Origin of the sequence: Leptolyngbya boryana PCC 6306, assembly GCF_000353285.1 — a bacterium.
GTDB lineage: Bacteria > Cyanobacteriota > Cyanobacteriia > Leptolyngbyales > Leptolyngbyaceae > Leptolyngbya > Leptolyngbya boryana.
In genome coordinates this window covers 2,056,735-2,076,651 of sequence record NZ_KB731324.1, presented here as the reverse complement: position 1 = coordinate 2,076,651, position 19,917 = coordinate 2,056,735, and the positions used below count along the sequence as shown (strand labels likewise).

The following is a 19,917-nucleotide window of genomic DNA, read 5'->3' as shown; positions in this document are numbered from 1 at the left end:
GATCTTGAACGCTATATTTATAAATTTTTTGAAGCTTTAACCCTACATATGGAGTTAACTCCTCAAATTTGGCGAACGTCCAAGGTCTAATACCAATGTACCAAATTTAGGGAGTAGGGAGTGGTTTCCATCTTTTCAGCCCATAACCGTTTACGCTGAAAATAGTGATTTCTATTGGGAAATATGTCGCAACTGATCCAAGTGATGCAAACAGTATTTGATAACCCTCCTGTGTCATTTAACCCAGTCAATCAAACGCTGAAAGGCTGGGCAATGTTTTGTTTACGCGATCGCGGTTTTATGGTTCAGCCGACTCAAAATGCCGATTTTTACATTAGTACAAAGGGCGAAAAAGTCCCGTTTCGGGTGAGTCAAGCTGAACCAAGCGACACGGCAACCGGATGGATCGTGGTGGATGCTGCGGGCAAATCTGCCAAGGTCATCGCACCGGAAGCGTAACGAACCTGTTTAACGAACTGCAACGCGACGGATCGATCGGGCAACGCGAATTTTCTTAACTCGACGTTTTTTGGGCAAATCTGTCGAGAGAATATCTCGCATTTCTTGCCAGAACGGACGATCCGATTGATGCAAATCGAGCAAGACGATCGCAACGCTAAACAGCAAAACTCCAACCCCAGCCACGAACACTGCCATTGAAGAAGTGATTAACCATTCGGCACTAATCACCGTTCGGATCGACAACAGCAGCGTACTCGCAACAAATAGCGTCAGTGCGTAGTACATCACTAAAATGCCATTGTTTGCGGTCTTGACTCGCTGCTGGAGATGGCGCAGTTGCTTTTGCAGCATGGCGAGGCGATTGGATTGCTCAAACCGATCGAGAATTTGAAAATATTCGATATTCGTAATTTGCAGGCGATTTTCGATCACACTGCGTCGTAGAAGTAGACCACCCAGTACAAATGCACAGGCAAGCAGCATTAGCACCGAATTGAGAATTAGCTGAATCAGTTGGGTTGTGTCGTCAATACTCATGCCGTGTTCTGATACTCTCTCTAACGCAAGCAGGATAACACAGATTTAGTACGAGGGTACTAAAATCTTTTAAAGAGTCCAGAAAGCAGATTTGGCAAGGGTTTGACGAATTGAACTCAAACGCTCGGCTTGGGCAAAATGCGTAGGAATTTAATAATCTGTCCGGTCACTTCGATACTGATGAGAAAATTCTCGATCGTGAATCGATACCAAATTTCGCTTGTCTCAAGCGGTTGGAATTCAGGCAAATCTTGAAGCTGATGGGTTCTGTAAAACTCGTCAAACACAAAACTGTGCAGCTTCTGCATCGTGGCTGTTTCGAGTCCTTTGAGATCGATTAAGAAGGCGCGATCGTAGCGCACTTCTAACCTGGCTGGAAAAATCATGCTACCTGCCGATGAGGCTTTCGTCGGTTTCATAATGTGCGCGGTGCGGGTTGGAGGAGCGGTAAGAGTTGCATCGCTTCTTCGCGCGTCAGGGTATCCCCCGGATTGTGAGTCCGTCTGCCATCAGCGATTGCTTTCAACATATATGCATCACAATACGCTGTTTCTAGAACCGGCCAAAACGTTTCGAGTTCAGCATCAGACATGCGATCGATTAAATGGTGAGCGCGGTTGCGATAGAGATTCATAGCTAAGGAGGAGCAACTAGTCCCTTTGAGAATGCCCATCGACTTGCCGGAAATCCCGCGCAACTGGTGCGAATCAAGACAGATTATGTTCCTGCTTACGGTACGATTTGCTTACACGATCGCAGTTCATGTTTATGCTAGATTACCTTTTCTCATTTGATCCCGGATTGATCGGCTATTTGGTGTTTCTCCTCGTCTCAGTTGCGATTTATGCAATTTTTAGCCTAGGGCTGAATTTGCAGTGGGGCTACACCGGATTGATCAATTTTGGGCATGTTGCCTTTATGACGGTCGGAGCTTATGCGACCTCGTTATTTACTTTAAGTGGAATGCCAATTTTCCTGGCTGTTTTGATTGGCGGACTATTGGCAGCCTTGTTGGGCTTATTGATGGGGTTTTCAACACTGCGATTGCGCGAAGATTATTTGTCGATCGTCACGATTGGGGTTTCAGAATTAGTGCGATTAGTAGCGCTGAATGAAAGTTGGCTCACCAAAGGCGCATTTGGGGTTCAAAATTTTCCGTTGCCGCTGGCAGAATTTCGCCCCACTGTTGCGACTCGGATTGGCATGATTGCGATCGTGACTCCGATTTTTGCCGTTGTGATTTGGAAATTAGTGCAGCGGATCTTATCTCGCAAAAACACGGTTCAAGCGATCGTATCAGCAGTGCTGATTCTGCTGACGCTGCGACTGTACAGTGTGGCTGCGGTAGCACTCTATAACTATCGGGACAATCAAGCGCGCAATGGACTGTTGTTCTTGTCGCTGATTACTCTAGCAATTGTGTATTGGGCATTAGAAAGATTAGTAAAATCGCCTTGGGGTCGGGTTCTCAAAGCCATTCGCGAAGATGAGCAGGTTGCAAAGGCATTAGGTAAAAATGTGTTTAGCTACAAGCTACAATCCTTAATGCTTGGGGGCTTTATTGCAGGCATTGCGGGTGCATTTTTTGCTTGGCAGTTGAGTACGGTTTATCCGACGAATTTTGAACCGATTGTTACTTTTCAAGCTTGGATTATTATGATTCTGGGTGGAGCCGGGAACAATGCAGGCACGATTTTGGGAGCGGGCATCTACTGGGCTTACACTGCATTTACTCGCGATTTAGATGGAGTTCTTCGACTCGGGGCTGATCAAGTTGGGGCGCTGCGGATTATGTTGATTGGATTGATTCTCATGGTGTTGATGCGATTTAGACCGCAAGGCATTTTGGGCAACAAAGACGAACTGACACTAGGGAAATAATCATGCAGACTTCAAGTACTCCTGTCCTTTCTGCACGTGGATTGGTCAAAAGCTTTGGTGGAATTAAAGCGGTCAATCATGCGGCGATCGAGGTTCCCGCTGGAAGTATTACAGGCTTGATTGGACCGAATGGAGCCGGAAAAACAACGCTGTTTAACTTACTGTCGAATTTCATTCAGCCCGATCAAGGGCAAGTTCTATTCGATGGAGAGGCGATCGAATCACTGCAACCGCACGAAATTGCTCAGCGTGGCATGATTCGCACGTTTCAGGTAGCGCGAGTGTTGTCGCGGCTCTCGGTGCTCGAAAATATGCTGTTAGCGGCTCAGAAGCAAACCGGGGAGAATTTTCTTAACACCTGGTTACTAGCGGGACAGATTCGCAAAGAGGAACGTGAAAACCGCGATCGAGCGATGGAAATTCTCGAATCAGTCGGCTTAGCGACGAAAGCAAATGACTATGCAGGCGCACTTTCTGGGGGACAGCGGAAGCTTTTGGAAATTGCGCGAGCGTTGATGACGCGTCCGAGGCTTGTGTTACTCGATGAACCTGCGGCAGGAGTGAATCCAACGTTGATTCAGCAAATCTGTGAGTACATCCAGTACTGGAATCGGCAAGGATTAACGTTCTTGATTATTGAGCACAATATGGATGTGATTATGTCCTTGTGCGATCGCGTTTGGGTGTTGGCAGAAGGAACCAATCTTGCAGATGGAAGTCCTGCTGAGATTCAATCCAATTCAAAGGTACTAGAGGCTTATTTGGGACAGTAAAATTTTGGGATAGCAAAAAATCGACCAACTTGATCAAAGCTCATCGGCTTTGATCAAGTTGCAGACTAAATAGAAATCTTCTGAGTTCTATTCCTTTCAGACGCTCATTGGCTGGTATGCAGCACTTGAGAAGTGTAGTCGAAACTGCCTATTGGCGAATCATGTCTTGAACCTGCTGGCGCAATTGGGGATTCGATCGGACAATCTGGAAAATTTGATTGAATCGGGGGATTTCTAGCCCTTCTTTTTTCACCGCAGTTTCTACCTTAGAATCATTGTCCTTGCTGATTTGGGTCAATTTTGCAATCACACGATCGTACTTTTGCCGCTCCCCTGTTTCCACGGGTTTAGATGGCTTTTGCTGCGGATTGTTTTGAGAACGGAAGATCTCATCAAACCGTTGCTCGGTTAATCCTTCCGATTGAATTGCCTGAGTTGCCTGTTTTTCTGCTTCACGGCTGATCGCTAAGACCTGTTTGACTGCATTTGCAAATTGGCGAGTTTCGGCAGGAGTCACCGTCTGATTCGCAGGCTGGCTTGTTGGAGCAGGTTTGCTGGTTGGAGTTTGAGCTTGGACAGGCATCTGACACAGTCCACCTATCACCAAGACACATCCACTCAAGAGAAGTCGCTGAATCATTTTAATCTCCAATGTTTTGCGCCATCTTATCGAGGCAACCTGCGATTCACATCCGTTATCAGACCTTTGATCCGCGTTACATCTTTCAGCAAGTCCATCTGTAGATATACCCACATTGATAGAAATCAGTCCCCTTGATAGAGATAGTCAAAAAGCTCGATCGATAAAACAGTGAGTAGGTCAGTCTTTTTGCGTCCCCTCTAGCCTTATGTCTCTCTACCTATCTCCTCAACAACCTAGCCCAACTGCCAACACTCAAATCGCACAAATCCCGCCCGAACGCACTTCTACCCCCTCGAATTCTCCTCAGCCAGACGGGGGAATGGTGCTGATTCCCTTATGCTTTATTGCGATTTGGATTGGCTTAATCTATGTGATTGCTGATACTTGGAAGTACAACCAGAAATCGACGAGAGTTAGCCGTGAACTCGCTCGACTTCCCTGTAAGAAATGTCAATTCTTTAGTAATAATCATTACATGAAATGTGCTGTTAATCCTTATGTTGTGATGACATCAGCCGCAAATGAATGTCAAGATTATCGTTCAAAAAAGAATGGTCGTTAATCGCTCAAAAAAGAATGATTATTAGTCGAAAACCTGCGTTCTGCATGTAGATTTCCAAAAAACTCTGCCCATACTGAGGCTAAAAATAGAAACACGCTAGTTAAGAGTTTCTATAGAAGTTAACTTGTACGGATAGGGCGGAATTAAATGACGAGCGATGAGTTTCAGACGAATGTTTCATCTCCGAATACAGAACTATTTGGGCGAGTGACACACTGGATTCGGAGGTCGAAAAGTTTATCTGAACTTTTAGCTGCGATCGCTCAGGAAATCAGTGCCGTTTTAAGTTGTGATCGGGTAAAAATCTACCAGTTTAATCCTGATGAAACGGGAACCGTAGTCGCAGAGTGGATTTGCGAACAACGCCTCCCTTCGCTGCTAGGGTTAACATTTCCTGCGAATGATATTCCCCCTGGAGCACGCGAACTGTTTGCAAGAACCGGAGCGCGATCGATTGTCAATGTGGCTGAACGTCGCATTGGACAAACGGGAATTGATTCTACTGCACCCGATGAAATCCGCTATCGTCCGCTGAACGCCTGTCATGCTGAATATCTGATGGCAATGGGAATTCAGTCTTCGCTGGTCGTCCCAATTTTGCAAGAAGGCAAGCTTTGGGGATTGTTTGTCATTCACCATGCTGAAGCGAGATCGTTTTCAGACGCACAAGTGAGTGCGCTGCAGATGGTCGTTGATTTGCTGACTGTAGCGATTGCTCAGTATCATTTGATCGAACAAGCGCGTGCTAAAGCCGATCGCGAATCGACGCTACGTCGCATTAGTTGCTTACTGCATTCGCTTTTGACGATTGAACTTCAAGCTGCTTTAGAAACAGCAGTTTCAGCCTTCGCAGGGTCAGGGGGACGACTGTGGGTGAATGCCACATCATTGGCAGTCGAACATTCTCCTCGCAATCTAAAACTGCCGAGTGCTTGTGTCAGATTGTTTCAATGTGGGAGCCAGCCAATGGCTCCTAGAGATGAGCGTATCGAAACGGCTGAATTTGTGCTGCTCGAAGAAGACAGTGCTTGGCAAGATAAGTTTCAGTCTGAGCAAGATGCAGTTTGGGCGATCGCGGATTTATATCAAGAGCCAGCATTGCAAAAGTTCTACCCTGCATTCCGATCGCTCAAAATCCGAGGGGTACTGATTTTGCCCTTGTGGTATCGCCGAGAATTGCTTGGCTATCTCACTATCTTTCGAGATGAAATTGAAACTGAGATTCTTTGGGCGGGGCAAATTAGCTCCGACGAGCGGCAGCTTTATCCGCGTCAGTCTTTTAAGGCGTGGTGTGAATCTCGACGGGGACAAATTCAGCCCTGGACAGCAGGAGATTTAGAGCTAGGTTGCGCGATCGCTCATCAGTTTTCAAGCGCGATTCAACAATATGAAACGCATCAACATGTGCAAAAGCTGAATGCCAGTTTAGAGATTCAAGTTCAAGAGCGTACGGCTCGATTGCAGAAAGCAACTGAGCAGCAGCATGTTCTGTTCAGTGTGGTGACGAATATGCGGAAATCGCTGCAAGTTGAGCAGATTTGTGCGACCGCAACCGAAGAGCTTCGGAGATCGTTGAATGTCGATCGAGTCTGCGTTTATCAATTTGATTTAGATCGTCAATACAATACAGGGCAGGTGATTGCTGAAAATATGGTTTCAGGACTTTCCTCTGTTTTGGGCACGCGTATCGAAGATTATTGCTTTGGAGAACGGTTTGCAACCCAATATCGGCATGGTCGGGTGAGTTCGATCTCAGATGTGGAAGCACTCGTAATCGAACCTTGTTATTTAGCAATTTTAGAGCGCCTTGCGATTCGTGCCCATTTGATTGCGCCCATCTTACGAGGAGATGAACTGTGGGGATTATTGTGTGTGCATCAATGCGATCGTCCGCGCAATTGGACAGAGCATGAGATTCAATTTGTGAAACAAGTTGCGATTCAGTTGACGATCGGACTTGAGCAAGCCGAATTGCTCTTGCAAACTCAGCATCAAGCTCAGCAGATCGAGGCAACGCTGCATTCTTTGAAGCATACTCAAGCGCAGTTGATTCAAACTGAAAAGATGTCGAGCTTAGGGCGATTAGTCGCTGGAGTCGCCCATGAGATTAACAATCCGGTCAGCTTTATTCATGGCAATCTCAACTATTTGAATCATTATGTGATCGATATGCTGAGGCTGCTTGACGCTTATCGCGCAGCTTATCCTGAACCTCGATCAGAAGTGATTGATCTGATCGAATCGATTGATTTTGAGTTTGTTCGCCAAGACTTACCTAAAATACTGGCTTCAATGCAAGTCGGAACAGAACGAATTCGCGAAATCGTGCTCTCTCTCCGCAATTTCTCACGGCTTGACCAAGCTAAAATGAAGCCAGTTGATATCCATGAAGGAATCGAAAGTACACTGCTGATTTTGCAGCATCGCTTGAAACCAAACGGGGGAGATTGCAGCATCGAGGTGATTAGGGAATATGCGGAATTGCCCCCAGTTGAATGCTATGCAGGGCAGTTGAATCAGGTGTTTATGAATCTGCTAAGTAATGCGATCGATGCGCTTGAAACGGTCGAGAATCCCACAATTCGTATCCGCACAAAACAAGTTCATGACGATCGCGTGCTCATTTCGATCGCAGATAATGGATGCGGAATTTCAGCCCAAACTCAGCTGCGTATCTTTGATCCGTTTTTTACAACGAAACCGATCGGAAAAGGAACAGGCATGGGATTAGCGATCAGTCATGAAGTGGTCGTGCGAGACCATCAGGGCAGTCTAAACTGTCATTCTGAACCGGGGCAGGGAACTGAATTTTGGATTGAAATTCCGATCCGTCAAAGCATTTCTGCATGAAAGCGAATGTGATCTTCAATGAAGGAAGCAATGAAATAGTAGCTATGATCGTAGCCGGGTTGAATTCTCAGATTTAATGATTGTCCAACGTCTGCACAGGCTTGCTGAAATACGGTTGGCAAAAGCTGATTCGCGAGGAATTTGTCTTCGCTGCCTTGGTCGATGAGAATCGATCCGGGAAATTGTCCGACTCGAACTAGCTCACTCGCATCATACGATCGCCAGTCGTTCTGATTTGCTCCTAAGTAATTTGAGAATGCTTTCTGTCCCCACTGACATTGTATCGGGGCACAAATCGGCGCAAAGGCAGAAACCGATCGATAGCGATCGGGATTTTGCAAGGCGCAGATTAATGCACCATGTCCGCCCATTGAATGTCCGGTGATGCTTTGTCGATCGCGTAAGACTGGAAAGTTTTCACCAATTAACTCTGGGAGTTCATCGACGATATAGCTATACATGCGATAGTGCTGGCTCCAAGGTTCAGCCGTTGCATCGACATAGAATCCTGCGCCAGTTCCAAAGTCCCAATCCTCATCTTCCCCCGCAATTCCGGTGTTGCGGGGGCTAGTATCTGGCGCGACTAAGATCAGCCCATACTTTGCGGCAAACTGTTGTGCGCCTGCTTTTGCCATGAAATTCTCTTCGGTGCAGGTTAAGCCAGAGAGAAAGTACAACACTGGCAGCGATCGCGCTTTTGCTTGGGGCGGCAAATAGATCGAGAATTTCATCGGAGACTGACAAGCGATCGAGGCATGAGAATAAACCTCGATCGAGCCTCCGAAGCATTTGGTTTGACTAACTAAATCCATTGCAAGCTGCTTGTTACTTTTAGAACGTTACGACTGAGCGAATGACTTCGCCTCGATGCATCAGATCAAAGGCTTGATTGATATCGTCGATCGGTAAAATTTTCGACACCAAATCATCAATGTTGATTTTGCCATCCATATACCAATCGACAATCTTCGGCACATCCGTGCGACCTTTTGCCCCACCAAATGCTGTGCCTTTCCAAACCCGCCCAGTAACGAGTTGAAAGGGGCGAGTACTAATTTCTTGCCCTGCACCAGCGACTCCAATAATCACACTGACTCCCCAACCTTTATGGCAGCATTCCAACGCTTGTCGCATGACTTTGGGATTGCCAATACACTCGAAGGAGTAGTCTGCTCCACCTTTCGTCAGGTCTACTAAATACGGAACGATATCGCCTTCTACTTCGCTGGGATTGACGAAGTGAGTCATGCCTAATTTCTCGGCTAAAGCCCGCTTGCTCGGATTGAGATCGACTCCCACAATCATGTTTGCACCGACCATACGAGCTGCTTGAATCACATTCAGCCCAATCCCACCTAAGCCAAAAACCACCACATTTGCACCGGGTTCGACTTTGGCAGTATTGATCACGGCTCCAATTCCAGTGGTCACACCGCAGCCGATTAAGCAGACTTTCTCGAACGGAGCATCTTCGCGAATTTTAGCAACGGCAATTTCTGGCAGAACGGTGTAATTTGAGAAGGTCGAAGTGCCCATGTAATGCAGAATCGGCTCTCCCCCGATCGAGAATCGGCTGGTGCCATCGGGCATCACTCCTTTTCCTTGCGTCGATCGAATCGCTTGACAAAGATTTGTCTTGCCGCTGAGACAGTACTCACAATTTCGACATTCTGGCGTGTAAAGCGGAATCACATGATCTCCAGGCTTAACACTCTTGACGTCGGCTCCCACTTCCACCACAATGCCTGCGCCTTCATGTCCCAAAATGGCTGGAAACAAGCCTTCAGGATCAGCGCCAGACAGCGTATAGGCATCGGTATGACAGACCCCAGTCGCTTTGATTTCGACTAAAACTTCTCCCGCTTTTGGGGCTTCTAACTGCACCGTTTCGATCTTGAGAGGCTCTCCGGCTTTGTAGGCAACTGCGGCTTTCGTATCCATATGCTTTTTACCTAGTCAAACTTCATCGCAGTGTAGCGCTCCTGTCTCCCCTCAGGTCAACCCATTCAAAATTTGTCACCAAACGGATTTACATCCCTCGCATATCTTGGGGAATAAATGCGCGATCGTTGGGAATGGCGGCAACAGCTTCAGTTAATGTGAACGTGCCTGCCTCAATCCAGTGTTTTAGCTCGACTGCAACTTGGCGCGACAGATAAAGGCTTGCCAGCGGTGCGACTCGCACGACTTTGCCATCGATCGTTAATTTCCCAGACTTTAACTGGGCATAGTTCACCAGTCCAAAGGTGGGACGGACTCGGCGCGGAATCGAAAAATCAACGATCGGAGCAACCAAATCTTGATCTTGCACCGCACAATGGGCAATCACCTCTTCGCTCAGCACAGGCAACGGAATTCCCACCCCAAGCATCAAAGAAGCTCCATAGCCGCGGAAATAGCAGCCTCGCACCCAGCGCGCATCCATCTGTTTTGCATCACCAATTAATGCAAGTGTCGAAGCGGGTCCAATGGGTGTCCGATTGGGCAAGCGCTTTTGAAGTGGAAAATGCTGTGTTCCTTCCCAAGCGACATAGCCGATTCCCCCACCTAAAAAAATCCGTGACCCAATGCCAATCAATTGCAAATCTGGATCGTTCAACAGCGGCGAAATTGCACCCGGATTTGAGAAAACAGCATTGCCCAATTGGGGCTGTAGCGCGCCTAGATATGTAAATAAAGGGCGATCGCCCCCATTCACGCCCACGATAAAGTTCTGGTACAGATTCCGAGGATTGAATAAATAGAATTGATTAATCGTGTCCCGCGTAATGCTGGTTTCAAAAGACGATCGCGGATAGCAGTCAGTCACCTGTCCGAGTGCTCGCAACGTTACCGATCGTCCGGCAATCAGATCCTCGATCACATGCCCTCCACCGCGCTGTCGCTGTCTGGCATCTGGGGATTCTCGATCGTCATGATCTAACGGCTCTGATCCGCCCGGATACTCTACAACCTGCGACGCGCCTAGATACAAATCGACTGCGCCAAATCCTGCATAAGCGGGCACTCCATCGACCCAGCACTGGCGAATTTTGATCGGGGGATCAGTTTGTCCTAAGTTCAACACTGCCCCCGAAGACTCCATTGGCTCGAACGTGCCTGTCGTCACGACATCAACGAGCTTTGCGGTTGCAGCGACTCCGATTTCTGCTACTTGAGCTTTCACCTCTTCGGCAGTTCGTACGATCGCACTTCCGCGTTGAATTTTCTCGTTGATTTCAGCCAGAGTTCGCATAAGGCATCGGAATTAAGTCATCTCTGCCATTATGCGGCGAGTTAACTCCGAGCCGAAGTTGTTTTGGAAACTTCTTGAGCGAGGCGCTGTTTGGCGCGGTTCAAATTGTTCTGTGCGGCTTCGTAGTTGAGATCTGTATCGACTGCTTTTTCATACTCCGCGATCGCTTCTTTGAGTTTTCCTTGTCGCTGTAAAGCAGAACCCAATCCATTCAGTGCAATGGCATGGGTATTGCCGAGATTGCCTTTGCGCTCACTCGGTTGGCTCAGCACTTCTCGGTAAGCTGTGATCGCGGCATCGAACTGATTCTGATTGGCTAAAGCATGACCGAGGAAAATATGTGCCCAAGCATAGTCCGGCGCAACTTGAGCCGCTTTGCGATAGAGATTAATCGCTTCTTCTGTGCGATTTTGAGTCTGCAAGGCTCGTGCCAATCCGACATACGCGATCGCTTGCGCTTTCTCGGTTTGCTCGGGTGCTTTTAAGGCTTGTTCGTACTGCGCGATCGCTTCTGGGATTTTCTTCTGTTCTGCCAGCACATTTCCCAATCCTGCATAAGCCATCATCTGCTTCGGATTCGCCTCGATCGAGCGGCGATAAGCTGCGATTGCTTCCTCGTTGCGTCTGCGATCGGCTAGAGCATTGCCCAATCCGGCATAGGCAGAGGCATTTTGTGGATTAATTTCAATCGAGCGGCGATAGGCGGCGATCGCCTCTGCAATTCGACGTTGTTCGATCAGTGCTTGTCCCAGACCGTTATAGGCTTCAGAGTTTTCCATGTCGAGCACGATCGCTTTGCGATAGACCGCGATCGCTTCTTCGTATTTGCGACTCGATTGCAGTTCGTGTCCTAAATTGACGTAATAAGCAGGATCACCAAGCGAGAGATCTGCTGAAAGTTCTGGAGTAGAAGCACGAACCGCATCGCGAGCATCATCGCATCCGGTGGTGAGTGCTGCTGCTGCTAGAGTCAAAAGGAGGGGGAGAGCCGATTGCTTAGAAACTTGCATCTTTTTTGCCCTAAAACGTTGGTGACAAGTCATTTTCCGTACCCAACGCACCCTAATTTGTTCTATTTTGCACTAAGTTGGCTGCAGTGAGAATCCGTACTCAAGAACTTTTCGACAATTGGCTTAACCTGAAACAGTCGTCGCTTTGCCTCTGGATTGGGATTGGCTGTCGTCGAGGTGCGACCAAGTTGATCATTCAAACTGCAATTGATCAAGTTCTCGATCTGTATCAATTGGAGCATAGGACGATCGCAGGAATTGCAACGCTCGATCGTAAATCTGATGAAATTGGACTGGTCGAATATTGTCGAGATCACGCTTTGTCCTTACGATGCTTCTCCGCAGATCGGCTGAGTACGATCGCGGTTCCCAATCCTTCTGTACAAGTTGCGATGACCACACACACGCCGAGTGTGGCAGAAGCAGCGGCAATGTGTGCTGCACAAACGCAAATTTTGATAGTGCCGAAACAAGTGATCCAAGGGGTAACGATTGCGATCGCGGAAAGTTCGCTACAGTGAAGGGTGTTGAATCGGCAAGATAGTTATGGGACGGCGAATCGCGATCGTATGCTTGACTCTCATCTGTAGCGTCTGGATCATGGCAAGCGCTGGTGCTGATCCGATTGTAGGAAAACGCTACGACCAGCAATATCGCCCGCCTTTGTCTTATAGCAATGCAGATGTGAAAGGTCAGAATTTTTCAGGTCAGACCTTGAGATTGGCAGAATTTACGAATGCCAATCTCACAGATGCAGATTTCTCGAATGCGGATTTGTCCGGGGCTGCGATGAGTGCATCGAATATGACAGAGACGAATCTGCATGGTGCAAATCTGCAACAGGCAATGGTCGATCAAGTTCCAATGGTGCGGGTGAATCTGAGCGATGCGATTTTAACGGATGCAATGTTGCTGCGCAGTGAATTCTTGAATGTTAATATCACTGGGGCAGATTTTACGGGGGCAATTCTCGATCGCTATCAGATTCGAGAATTGTGCAAGGTGGCTCAAGGAACGAACTCAAAAACTGGGGTCGAAACTCGTGAGTCGCTCGGTTGCCCGTCCTAGGAGGCAAGTATGAACCGAGTCGGTGTGATTGGCGGCGGACAGTTAGCTTGGATGATGGCAGAGGCAGCCAGAAAGCTGAATCTAACATTGGTGGTGCAAACCCCAAATGAGAGTGATCCAGCCGTGTCGGTAGCACAAGAAACGCTGTTTGCGCGGGTGAATGATGCCAGTGCAACCGAGGTTTTAAGCACGCATGTCGATGTGATTACGTTTGAGAATGAATTTGTCGATCTCGATGCGCTCGCTAAAATTCAGAATGTGATCTTTCGCCCTAGCTTGTCTGCGTTGAGACCATTGCTAGATAAGTATGTCCAGCGGAATTTTCTCAAAACGTATGATCTCCCGACTCCCGATTTCTGGTTACTTGGTGAGCGAGATGTTGAATTTCCGGTGGTCTTAAAAACTCGTCGGTTAGGCTACGACGGACAAGGGACATTTATCATTCGGGATGCGGCAACTTGGGAAGCAACGATCGAGAAATTGCAGAATATTCCGATCGTGCTGGAAGAATTTATTCCGTTCGATCGCGAATTAGCGGTGATGGCGGCTCGCTCAAGTTCGGGTGAAATTGCAATCTATCCGATCGTGGAAACGCAGCAAGAAAATCAAGTCTGTCGTCGAGTGATTGCGCCTGCTGAAGTTTCAAAAGGTGTTCAGCAAGAGATTCACCGAATTGCTCAAACAGTACTAGAAAAGCTCGATGTCGTCGGAATTTACGGGTTTGAGCTATTTCTGACGAAAGACGATCGCGTTCTTGTCAATGAAATTGCACCTCGAACTCACAATTCAGGACATTACACGATCGATGCTTGTGAAACCTCACAATTTGAACAACAGCTTCGAGCCGTGAGCGATTTGCCTTTGGGCAGTCCAGCCTTGAATTGTCAGGGTGCGTTGATGGTAAATTTGCTCGGATTTGAGCAAGCAGAAAGCGAGTATTTAGAACAACGCAACGCGATCGCTCAATTGCCCAACACGTTTGTGCATTGGTATGGCAAATCTGAATCACGCCCAGGTCGAAAATTAGGACATGTCACGGTTTTACTAGACGATGTGACTGATCTGAGGCAACAAGCGTTAGAGATTGCTAGCACGATCGAAGAGATTTGGTATCGGCATTAAAGGAGCACTCGGCTTTTTCAGTGGTAGGATTTGCCCATAGCAGTTGATCGAACTGAAAGCGTTTCATGCTAACTCACGCTCCCGTAGAAACACCTCGATTAAGTCTTCGCTTTCTATCTCTAGCAGATGCGCCGTCGCTCCAGACTGCGGCAAGCGATCGTGAAGTTGCCGATATGATGATTTCGCTGCCGCATCCGTATCCTGAAGGCGAGGCAGAACGATACATCCAAGCACAAATTGCGGCGGCTGAGGCAGGACGATCCTTTGCCTTTGCGATTGAGCGTAAAGCTGAACCAGGATTATGTGGTGTGATCGAAATTGGCTCGATCGAACTCGAACATGCTCGGGCAGAACTGCGGTTTTGGCTGGCAGTTGCGCTTGGGGAACAAGGATATATGAGCGAAGCCTTACAAGCTATACTTCGCTTTGGATTTGAAAACTTAAACCTGAATCGAATTGATGCCTATCATCTGGTGAGAAATCCGGCTTCTGGAAAACTCTTTCAAGATAATGGATTTGTGCAAGAAGGCGTGCTCCGTCAAAGAGTGCGTAAAGGGCAAGTCTTTGAAGATGTGAAACTCTGGTCAATTCTGCGAGAGGATTGGTAGTGCGATTTGAAGCTCTGACAAATCGGCGAACGGCTAATCTCGGTTAGAGGGCTAAAGTTGCAACCTCGCAAAGACATTCCATCCCTCTAGATGGGCGATCGCTGCCAAAACTGATTTCCTCTCTTTATCCAAAATCTCCCTGCTTCCCAACTTCGGATTGACCCGCTAGAATAAGTGAAGGATTTGCTGCGGCGTTGGTGACTGCCAACAATGTTTTATGATCTATGTTTTTTGAATCTGGGAGTCTACAAAGGCTGATGGCAGTAGACCGGGCTTGTACCCGGAAACTTTATATCCGCCACTTCGACACCCACCTGGTTTTAACCAGGTCAAAAACTGAGGTAAGACGGCGTTGCGGTATCCTACTTCTTGATCCCTTACTAGAATCTAGTAGGGGAGTTTTTATTTTTAAACGTCTGTATCCCGAAGGTTACGTTTTATCAAAAATATATTCTGAACTGTGTTTTGCAATGGGTTTTGTGCAATGAATGATCTAATTGAGATCTATCTTTTGAACGATTTATCTTCTGCACTTTGACGCAAGAAATTCATCCTGAATTATTCAAAGATGTTGCATGATTCTTAAGCTTTTCATATTTGAAGCAGGCTTGTCAGTTTTCTAGATCACAATCTGCTTTCTTAAGAAATCGATCCCCAAACCTTCGTTCTTCAATTAAGCCCTTGAACATTTATCGATCGCCCCAAAACGCTCTTTTCGTGCCTGCGACTGTTCATCGCTTCGACAATGGTTTAACGCTGATTCATCATGACTTGCCGACGACCGGGATTGCTGCGATCGATGTCTGGGTGAATGCAGGCTCGATTGTAGAACCGGATGAATGGTCAGGCATGGCGCATTTTCTCGAACATATGATTTTCAAAGGAACCGAGAAAATTGCACCGGGCGAATTTGATCAAGCGATCGAGAAACGGGGCGGCATGACGAATGCTGCAACGAGCTATGATTACGCGCATTTCTACATGACGACTGCGGCACAAGACTTTGCCGACACCCTGCCATATCTGGGCGAACTTCTCTTAAATGCCGCGATCCCCGAAGACGAATTTGAGCGAGAACGGGAAGTCGTTTTAGAAGAAATTTTGCAGACTTATGACAATCCAGACGCGATCGCATTTCAATTTCTCGCGGAATTAGTTTATCAACGGCATCCGTATGGGCGATCGATTTTGGGTACAGAAGAAAGCCTGATGAGACGCTCCGCGGCAGAAATGCGATCGTTCCATCGCACCCATTATCAGCCTGAAAATATGACGGTCGTTGTCACAGGCGACATTCGACTAGACCATGTGAAACAGCAAGTCGAGCAAGCCTTTCACACCTTCCCAGAGGCAGACGCATGTCGAATTCACATCGCCGAGGCAGAACCCCCGATTACAACGATTCGCCGTGAAGAAATTCAGTTGCCTCGCTTAGAACAGGCAAGATTATTAATGGCTTGGATGGCTCCAGGCGTGGAAGCTCCGGTAGGGCAAGTTGACGAAACGCTCCCCTGGAAACGCTTTGAACAAGCAAATCAGCAAGATCCGCTCAGAGCAGCATGTGGACTCGACTTGATCTCAGCCGTTTTAGGAGCAGGACGCACCTCGCGGTTGGTACAAGAGCTTCGAGAAGAGCGACATTTAGTTCAAGGAATTGACTGTAGTTTCTCACTTCAACGCGATTCCAGTTTGTTTACGATCGCGGCTTGGCTAGATGCCGATGATCTCCAACGGGTAGAAGCCTTGATCTGCGATCGCTTATCGCAATTGATGACGGTTCCCATTTCTCAAGCCGAACTCGATCGCGCCAAGCGGCTTTTGTGTAACGATTATGCGTTCTCGATCGAAACGCCTGGACAACTTGCCGGACTCTATGGTTACTACCATTCGCTGGCAGAAATTACTGCTGCTGCGGCTTATCCGCATCTGATTCAGTCCTTTACGGTTGAAGACTTGCGCGATTTAGCCAGCCAATATCTTTCGCCTTATCACTATGCGGCGATCGTTGTCACACCGGGCGACTGATGATCGCATTGCTCATCGAATTCGCGCTTCGAGTCTATCAAGACAGACTTGATTTGAGTCGCCGCGAATCGATTCGAGAAGGCAGATTCCCGACCGATTGCTAAAATCAACACACGTCAATTTTAAGAACGATCGTGACTTCAACTATTGCTTTGCCCCATAATCGCATCATTCATCGCACGGTTTTAGACAATGGCATCACCGTGCTGGTCACTGAAAATCCGTCTGCTGACATCATTGCAGCGCGGCTTTTCTTCAAAGCGGGTAGCCGTTGGGAGTCGATCGAGCAAGCTGGACTCTCCCACCTCGTTGCCGCTGTGATGACGAAGGGCACCGAAAACCATTCGTCTCTAGAAATTGCCGAACGCGTTGAATCGATCGGAGCGAGCCTGAGTACGGATGCGGCTTCAGATTACTTTTTGCTCAGCATCAAAACGGTTTCTGCTGATTTTCCCGAAATGTTGAAATTAGCAGGAGAACTACTGCGATCGGCAACTTTTCCAGAATCAGAAGTTGAACTCGAACGTCGCTTAGCGTTACAGGCAATTCGCTCTCAACAAGAACAACCTTTTACAGTGGCACTCGATCGCTTACGCCATGCCATGTATGGGGATCATCCTTACGCACTCTCAGGCTTAGGCTCAGCCGAAACCGTTGCCAATCTAAAGCGCGAAGATTTACAGCACTACTATCAAACCCATTTTCGTCCGGATAATCTGACAATTAGCATTGCAGGACGAATTACACCCGAAGAAGCAGTCTCACAAGTTGAAGACATTCTCGGCAGTTGGCGTGCGCCCTTAGTTCCCTTGCCGAATCTGAATTTACCGATCGTCGCTTCTAATCCGACTCGCAACGCTGTTCCACAGGATACACAGCAATCGATCGTCATTCTGGGCTATCTTGCACCTTCTGTTACGCCCGAAACGATGGAAGACTATGCTGCGTTGAAATTGCTGAATACCTATCTGGGCAATGGATTATCCAGTCGGCTATTCGTGGAACTGCGAGAAAAAAGAGGCTTAGCTTACGAAGTCTCAGCCTTCTATCCGACTCGATTAGATACGTCGTACTTTGTCACCTACATGGGCACTGCACCCACCAATACTGCGATCGCGCTGTCTGGTTTAAAGACAGAAGTCGATCGACTGTGTGATGCACCGCTGAGCGCGGAAGAAATCCAAGTCGCCAAAAACAAATTACTCGGACAATACGCGCTTGGCAAACAAACTAATTCGCAACTGGCGCAAATTTTTGGCTGGTATGAAACGCTAGGTTTAGGGGTGGAATTCGACAGTCAGTTTCAAGACGCGATCGCGAAGGTTTCCGCAGAGGCCGCCCAAGAAATTGCTGGTCGGTATTTTGGTGAACCTTACATTTCATTATTAGGGCCTGCGGACGCGATCGAGTCGCTCTAGCGTTGCTTAGAGTTTTTCACCGATGGTAATCCGCATTCCATTCGCAAACTCCCATCCAGACTGGGCGCGTTTCCCGGCTAGCTGCACTTCTTTGAGCAGTAATGCCCCTGCTCCAGTCTGAATCACGGCTCCCCAATTTTTGACAATTTCGACCACTTCGCCGGGTGTTCCAGTCGGCAAGTTTAACGCGCGCAATTCCTCAAATTCATTCAAAAACTCTCCTTCAAGCGGAATTGTCTGCATTACTTTCAGCCCAGTTCCTCGAAACTGAGTGTTGCAATTTGGGTAAAACCCTCGAATCTGATTGTGAAGCTCGATCGCACTTCTTGACCAGTCCAATTCGTAATCCGGCTTTTTAATCAAGGGCGCATAAGTGGCTTGTTCGTTGTCTTGTGGAATCGGTGTAATTTCCGGAAATTTCAACAAGGTTTCCACTAGCAAATCAGCGCCAATTGTACTGAGACGAACTGCCAAATCATGCGCGCTATCAAACGGCGCGATCGCTGTTTTCGCAATCAATAACATTGCCCCTGTATCCATGCCCGCATCCATCAGCATCGTTGTAATTCCGGTTTCTGCCTCTCCGTGATACAAACACCATTGAATCGGAGCAGCTCCGCGATATTTCGGCAAAATCGAGCCATGAACGTTCACACAGCCCAATCGCGGCATATCTAGAATTTCCTGCGACAGAATTTGCCCGTATGCAACGACGACAAAGGCATCTGCGTTGAGCGATCGCAAATACTCTAATCCCTCTACATCTTTTTTAATACTCTTCGGCTGCAAGACGGGAATTTCGTGTGAAAGCGCGATCGCTTTAATCGGCGAAGGCGACAGTTCATTTCCCCGCCCCCGCCGTTTATCAGGCTGAGTCACGACAGCCGCGACCTCAAACGAGTTGGATTTCAGCAATGCTTCCAACGTGGGCACTGCGAATTGAGGCGTTCCAAAGAATACAATTTTCATCAATTTGAGTCTCGCTCCCGACAGACGCTTACACTAATTCAAGCTGATATTTTGAACTCATGAAGCCTAAATTTGCAACGATCGAAACCTGGCAGCAGGCAGAACTTCTAATGCAGCCTGCTTTTATCCGCCTGATTGATAATCTTCGCAAGCAGTTAGACAGTTCTACCTGGCGAGGAACATATCAGGATGTGCAAATCTGGGCAGATGACATTTCAGATGAGACGAAAGCCAGAGTTTTGCAGCTTCGACAACAGCTTGAGACGGCTTCACCAGAGCAGACCGCAGAGATTGAAGCCGAATTGTCTCAGATGCCTTCACCATATCCTGGATATGAGTTGCATTTAGAGAAAGACGATCGCCAAATCAAAGTCGATCTGTGGGAATTATGCTACCGAATTTGTTTTCGCTCTCCCATGCTGGATGAGCATCCCGTTGATATCGATACCCATTTGATTGATGAAACAGGCGATGTCGATTGGAATCAGTTAGAAGAGAAAACGAAACAAATTGTTGAACAAGTTTTTGCAACTCTACCGGAGTAAATGCAGTAGGATAAATAATAGCTTGGGGGGCTATAGCGCAGTTGGTAGCGCACTTCAATGGCATTGAAGGGGTCAGGGGTTCGAATCCCCTTAGCTCCATACCTTTCAGCGATCAAGCTTGGGAGCGTCCCTAAATCATCTCTAAAGCTGTTTGTAATGAATAGCGGGAGTGCAATATTAAGGGCGTATTCACAGCCTTTAAAGGCAGT

General features: G+C 47.6%; 21 protein-coding genes, 1 tRNA gene and 1 other RNA gene. 14 read left to right on the top strand and 9 right to left on the bottom strand.

The genetic code is table 11. From position 1 onward, the window contains the following. The first annotated feature begins 183 nt into the window (after window positions 1-183). Window positions 184-459, top strand: coding sequence for a hypothetical protein (locus tag LEPBO_RS0110515; RefSeq protein ID WP_017287523.1), 276 nt, complete (start codon window positions 184-186; stop codon window positions 457-459). A 9-nt stretch (window positions 460-468) separates the two neighbouring features. Here LEPBO_RS0110515 and LEPBO_RS0110510 read toward each other — a convergent pair whose 3' ends face one another. The 3 genes from LEPBO_RS0110510 to LEPBO_RS0110500 form a co-directional block, all read right to left on the bottom strand. Continuing rightward, entirely contained in the window at window positions 469-999 is a 531-nt protein-coding gene (locus tag LEPBO_RS0110510; protein WP_017287522.1) for a DUF2721 domain-containing protein, read from the bottom strand. 116 nt (window positions 1,000-1,115) lie between these two features. Then, window positions 1,116-1,418 carry a hypothetical protein gene (locus LEPBO_RS0110505; RefSeq protein ID WP_017287521.1) on the bottom strand — a complete coding sequence of 101 codons (303 nt, stop codon included), beginning with the start codon at window positions 1,416-1,418 and terminating at the stop codon, window positions 1,116-1,118. Then, a complete protein-coding gene (locus LEPBO_RS0110500) occupies window positions 1,415-1,633 on the bottom strand; it encodes a hypothetical protein (RefSeq protein ID WP_017287520.1) in 219 nt (72 codons plus the stop codon). The genes LEPBO_RS0110505 and LEPBO_RS0110500 overlap by 4 nt, the downstream gene beginning before the upstream one ends. A 134-nt stretch (window positions 1,634-1,767) precedes the next feature. On the opposite strand from LEPBO_RS0110500, the gene LEPBO_RS0110495 reads away from it, so the two are divergent. After that, on the top strand, window positions 1,768-2,880 hold the full coding sequence (locus LEPBO_RS0110495) for a branched-chain amino acid ABC transporter permease (protein WP_051077787.1): 1,113 nt from the start codon (window positions 1,768-1,770) through the stop codon (window positions 2,878-2,880). A 2-nt stretch (window positions 2,881-2,882) separates the two neighbouring features. Then, window positions 2,883-3,653, top strand: coding sequence for an ABC transporter ATP-binding protein (locus LEPBO_RS0110490; protein ID WP_017287518.1), 771 nt, complete (start codon window positions 2,883-2,885; stop codon window positions 3,651-3,653). Window positions 3,654-3,801: 148 nt separating this feature from the next. Here LEPBO_RS0110490 and LEPBO_RS0110485 read toward each other — a convergent pair whose 3' ends face one another. Then, window positions 3,802-4,293 (bottom strand): DUF4168 domain-containing protein, encoded by a 492-nt coding sequence (locus tag LEPBO_RS0110485; protein WP_017287517.1) that lies wholly within the window; start codon window positions 4,291-4,293, stop codon window positions 3,802-3,804. Window positions 4,294-4,501: 208 nt separating this feature from the next. On the opposite strand from LEPBO_RS0110485, the gene LEPBO_RS36725 reads away from it, so the two are divergent. Both LEPBO_RS36725 and LEPBO_RS0110475 read left to right on the top strand, forming a co-directional pair. After that, the gene (locus LEPBO_RS36725) at window positions 4,502-4,858 is read left to right on the top strand and encodes a hypothetical protein (RefSeq protein WP_017287516.1); all 357 of its coding nucleotides are present in this window, start codon (window positions 4,502-4,504) and stop codon (window positions 4,856-4,858) included. A gap of 147 nt (window positions 4,859-5,005) precedes the next feature. After that, on the top strand, window positions 5,006-7,708 hold the full coding sequence (locus tag LEPBO_RS0110475; RefSeq protein WP_017287515.1) for a GAF domain-containing protein: 2,703 nt from the start codon (window positions 5,006-5,008) through the stop codon (window positions 7,706-7,708). Here LEPBO_RS0110475 and fghA read toward each other — a convergent pair. From fghA to LEPBO_RS0110455, 4 genes are all read right to left on the bottom strand, one after another. Beyond that, window positions 7,690-8,520 carry an S-formylglutathione hydrolase gene (gene fghA / locus LEPBO_RS0110470; protein ID WP_017287514.1) on the bottom strand — a complete coding sequence of 277 codons (831 nt, stop codon included), beginning with the start codon at window positions 8,518-8,520 and terminating at the stop codon, window positions 7,690-7,692. The genes LEPBO_RS0110475 and fghA overlap by 19 nt on opposite strands. Window positions 8,521-8,539: 19 nt before the next feature. After that, a complete protein-coding gene (locus LEPBO_RS0110465; protein ID WP_017287513.1) occupies window positions 8,540-9,649 on the bottom strand; it encodes an S-(hydroxymethyl)glutathione dehydrogenase/class III alcohol dehydrogenase in 1,110 nt (369 codons plus the stop codon). Between the two features lie 88 nt (window positions 9,650-9,737). Continuing rightward, the gene (locus LEPBO_RS0110460; RefSeq protein ID WP_017287512.1) at window positions 9,738-10,943 is read right to left on the bottom strand and encodes a homocysteine biosynthesis protein; all 1,206 of its coding nucleotides are present in this window, start codon (window positions 10,941-10,943) and stop codon (window positions 9,738-9,740) included. A 41-nt stretch (window positions 10,944-10,984) separates the two neighbouring features. Further along, window positions 10,985-11,953 (bottom strand): tetratricopeptide repeat protein, encoded by a 969-nt coding sequence (locus LEPBO_RS0110455; RefSeq protein WP_017287511.1) that lies wholly within the window; start codon window positions 11,951-11,953, stop codon window positions 10,985-10,987. Between the two features lie 86 nt (window positions 11,954-12,039). Here LEPBO_RS0110455 and LEPBO_RS0110450 point away from each other — a divergent pair, with 86 nt between their 5' ends. The 7 genes from LEPBO_RS0110450 to LEPBO_RS0110420 all read left to right on the top strand — a co-directional run bounded on the left by LEPBO_RS0110450 (window position 12,040) and on the right by LEPBO_RS0110420 (window position 18,194). After that, window positions 12,040-12,474 (top strand): cobalamin biosynthesis protein, encoded by a 435-nt coding sequence (locus LEPBO_RS0110450; protein WP_017287510.1) that lies wholly within the window; start codon window positions 12,040-12,042, stop codon window positions 12,472-12,474. 25 nt (window positions 12,475-12,499) lie between these two features. Next, on the top strand, window positions 12,500-13,021 hold the full coding sequence (locus LEPBO_RS0110445; protein WP_017287509.1) for a pentapeptide repeat-containing protein: 522 nt from the start codon (window positions 12,500-12,502) through the stop codon (window positions 13,019-13,021). A gap of 9 nt (window positions 13,022-13,030) precedes the next feature. Continuing rightward, window positions 13,031-14,143, top strand: a complete 1,113-nt coding sequence (locus LEPBO_RS0110440) for a 5-(carboxyamino)imidazole ribonucleotide synthase (RefSeq protein WP_017287508.1) — start codon at window positions 13,031-13,033, stop codon at window positions 14,141-14,143. 65 nt (window positions 14,144-14,208) lie between these two features. Further along, window positions 14,209-14,751 (top strand): GNAT family N-acetyltransferase, encoded by a 543-nt coding sequence (locus LEPBO_RS0110435; RefSeq protein ID WP_017287507.1) that lies wholly within the window; start codon window positions 14,209-14,211, stop codon window positions 14,749-14,751. A gap of 180 nt (window positions 14,752-14,931) precedes the next feature. Beyond that, window positions 14,932-15,116, top strand: a non-coding RNA gene (gene ssrS / locus LEPBO_RS40920) — 6S RNA. Window positions 15,117-15,468: 352 nt separating this feature from the next. After that, window positions 15,469-16,776, top strand: coding sequence for a M16 family metallopeptidase (locus LEPBO_RS0110430; RefSeq protein WP_225885701.1), 1,308 nt, complete (start codon window positions 15,469-15,471; stop codon window positions 16,774-16,776). 134 nt (window positions 16,777-16,910) lie between these two features. Continuing rightward, window positions 16,911-18,194, top strand: coding sequence for a M16 family metallopeptidase (locus LEPBO_RS0110420; RefSeq protein ID WP_017287504.1), 1,284 nt, complete (start codon window positions 16,911-16,913; stop codon window positions 18,192-18,194). Window positions 18,195-18,200: 6 nt separating this feature from the next. Here LEPBO_RS0110420 and fmt read toward each other — a convergent pair whose 3' ends face one another. Next, a complete protein-coding gene (gene fmt / locus LEPBO_RS0110415) occupies window positions 18,201-19,163 on the bottom strand; it encodes a methionyl-tRNA formyltransferase (protein WP_017287503.1) in 963 nt (320 codons plus the stop codon). 59 nt (window positions 19,164-19,222) lie between these two features. Here fmt and LEPBO_RS0110410 point away from each other — a divergent pair, with 59 nt between their 5' ends. Together LEPBO_RS0110410 and LEPBO_RS0110405 are read left to right on the top strand one after the other, a co-directional pair. Next, a complete protein-coding gene (locus LEPBO_RS0110410) occupies window positions 19,223-19,708 on the top strand; it encodes a hypothetical protein (RefSeq protein WP_017287502.1) in 486 nt (161 codons plus the stop codon). A 26-nt stretch (window positions 19,709-19,734) separates the two neighbouring features. After that, window positions 19,735-19,807, top strand: a tRNA-Ala gene (locus LEPBO_RS0110405). Window positions 19,808-19,917: the final 110 nt, after the last annotated feature.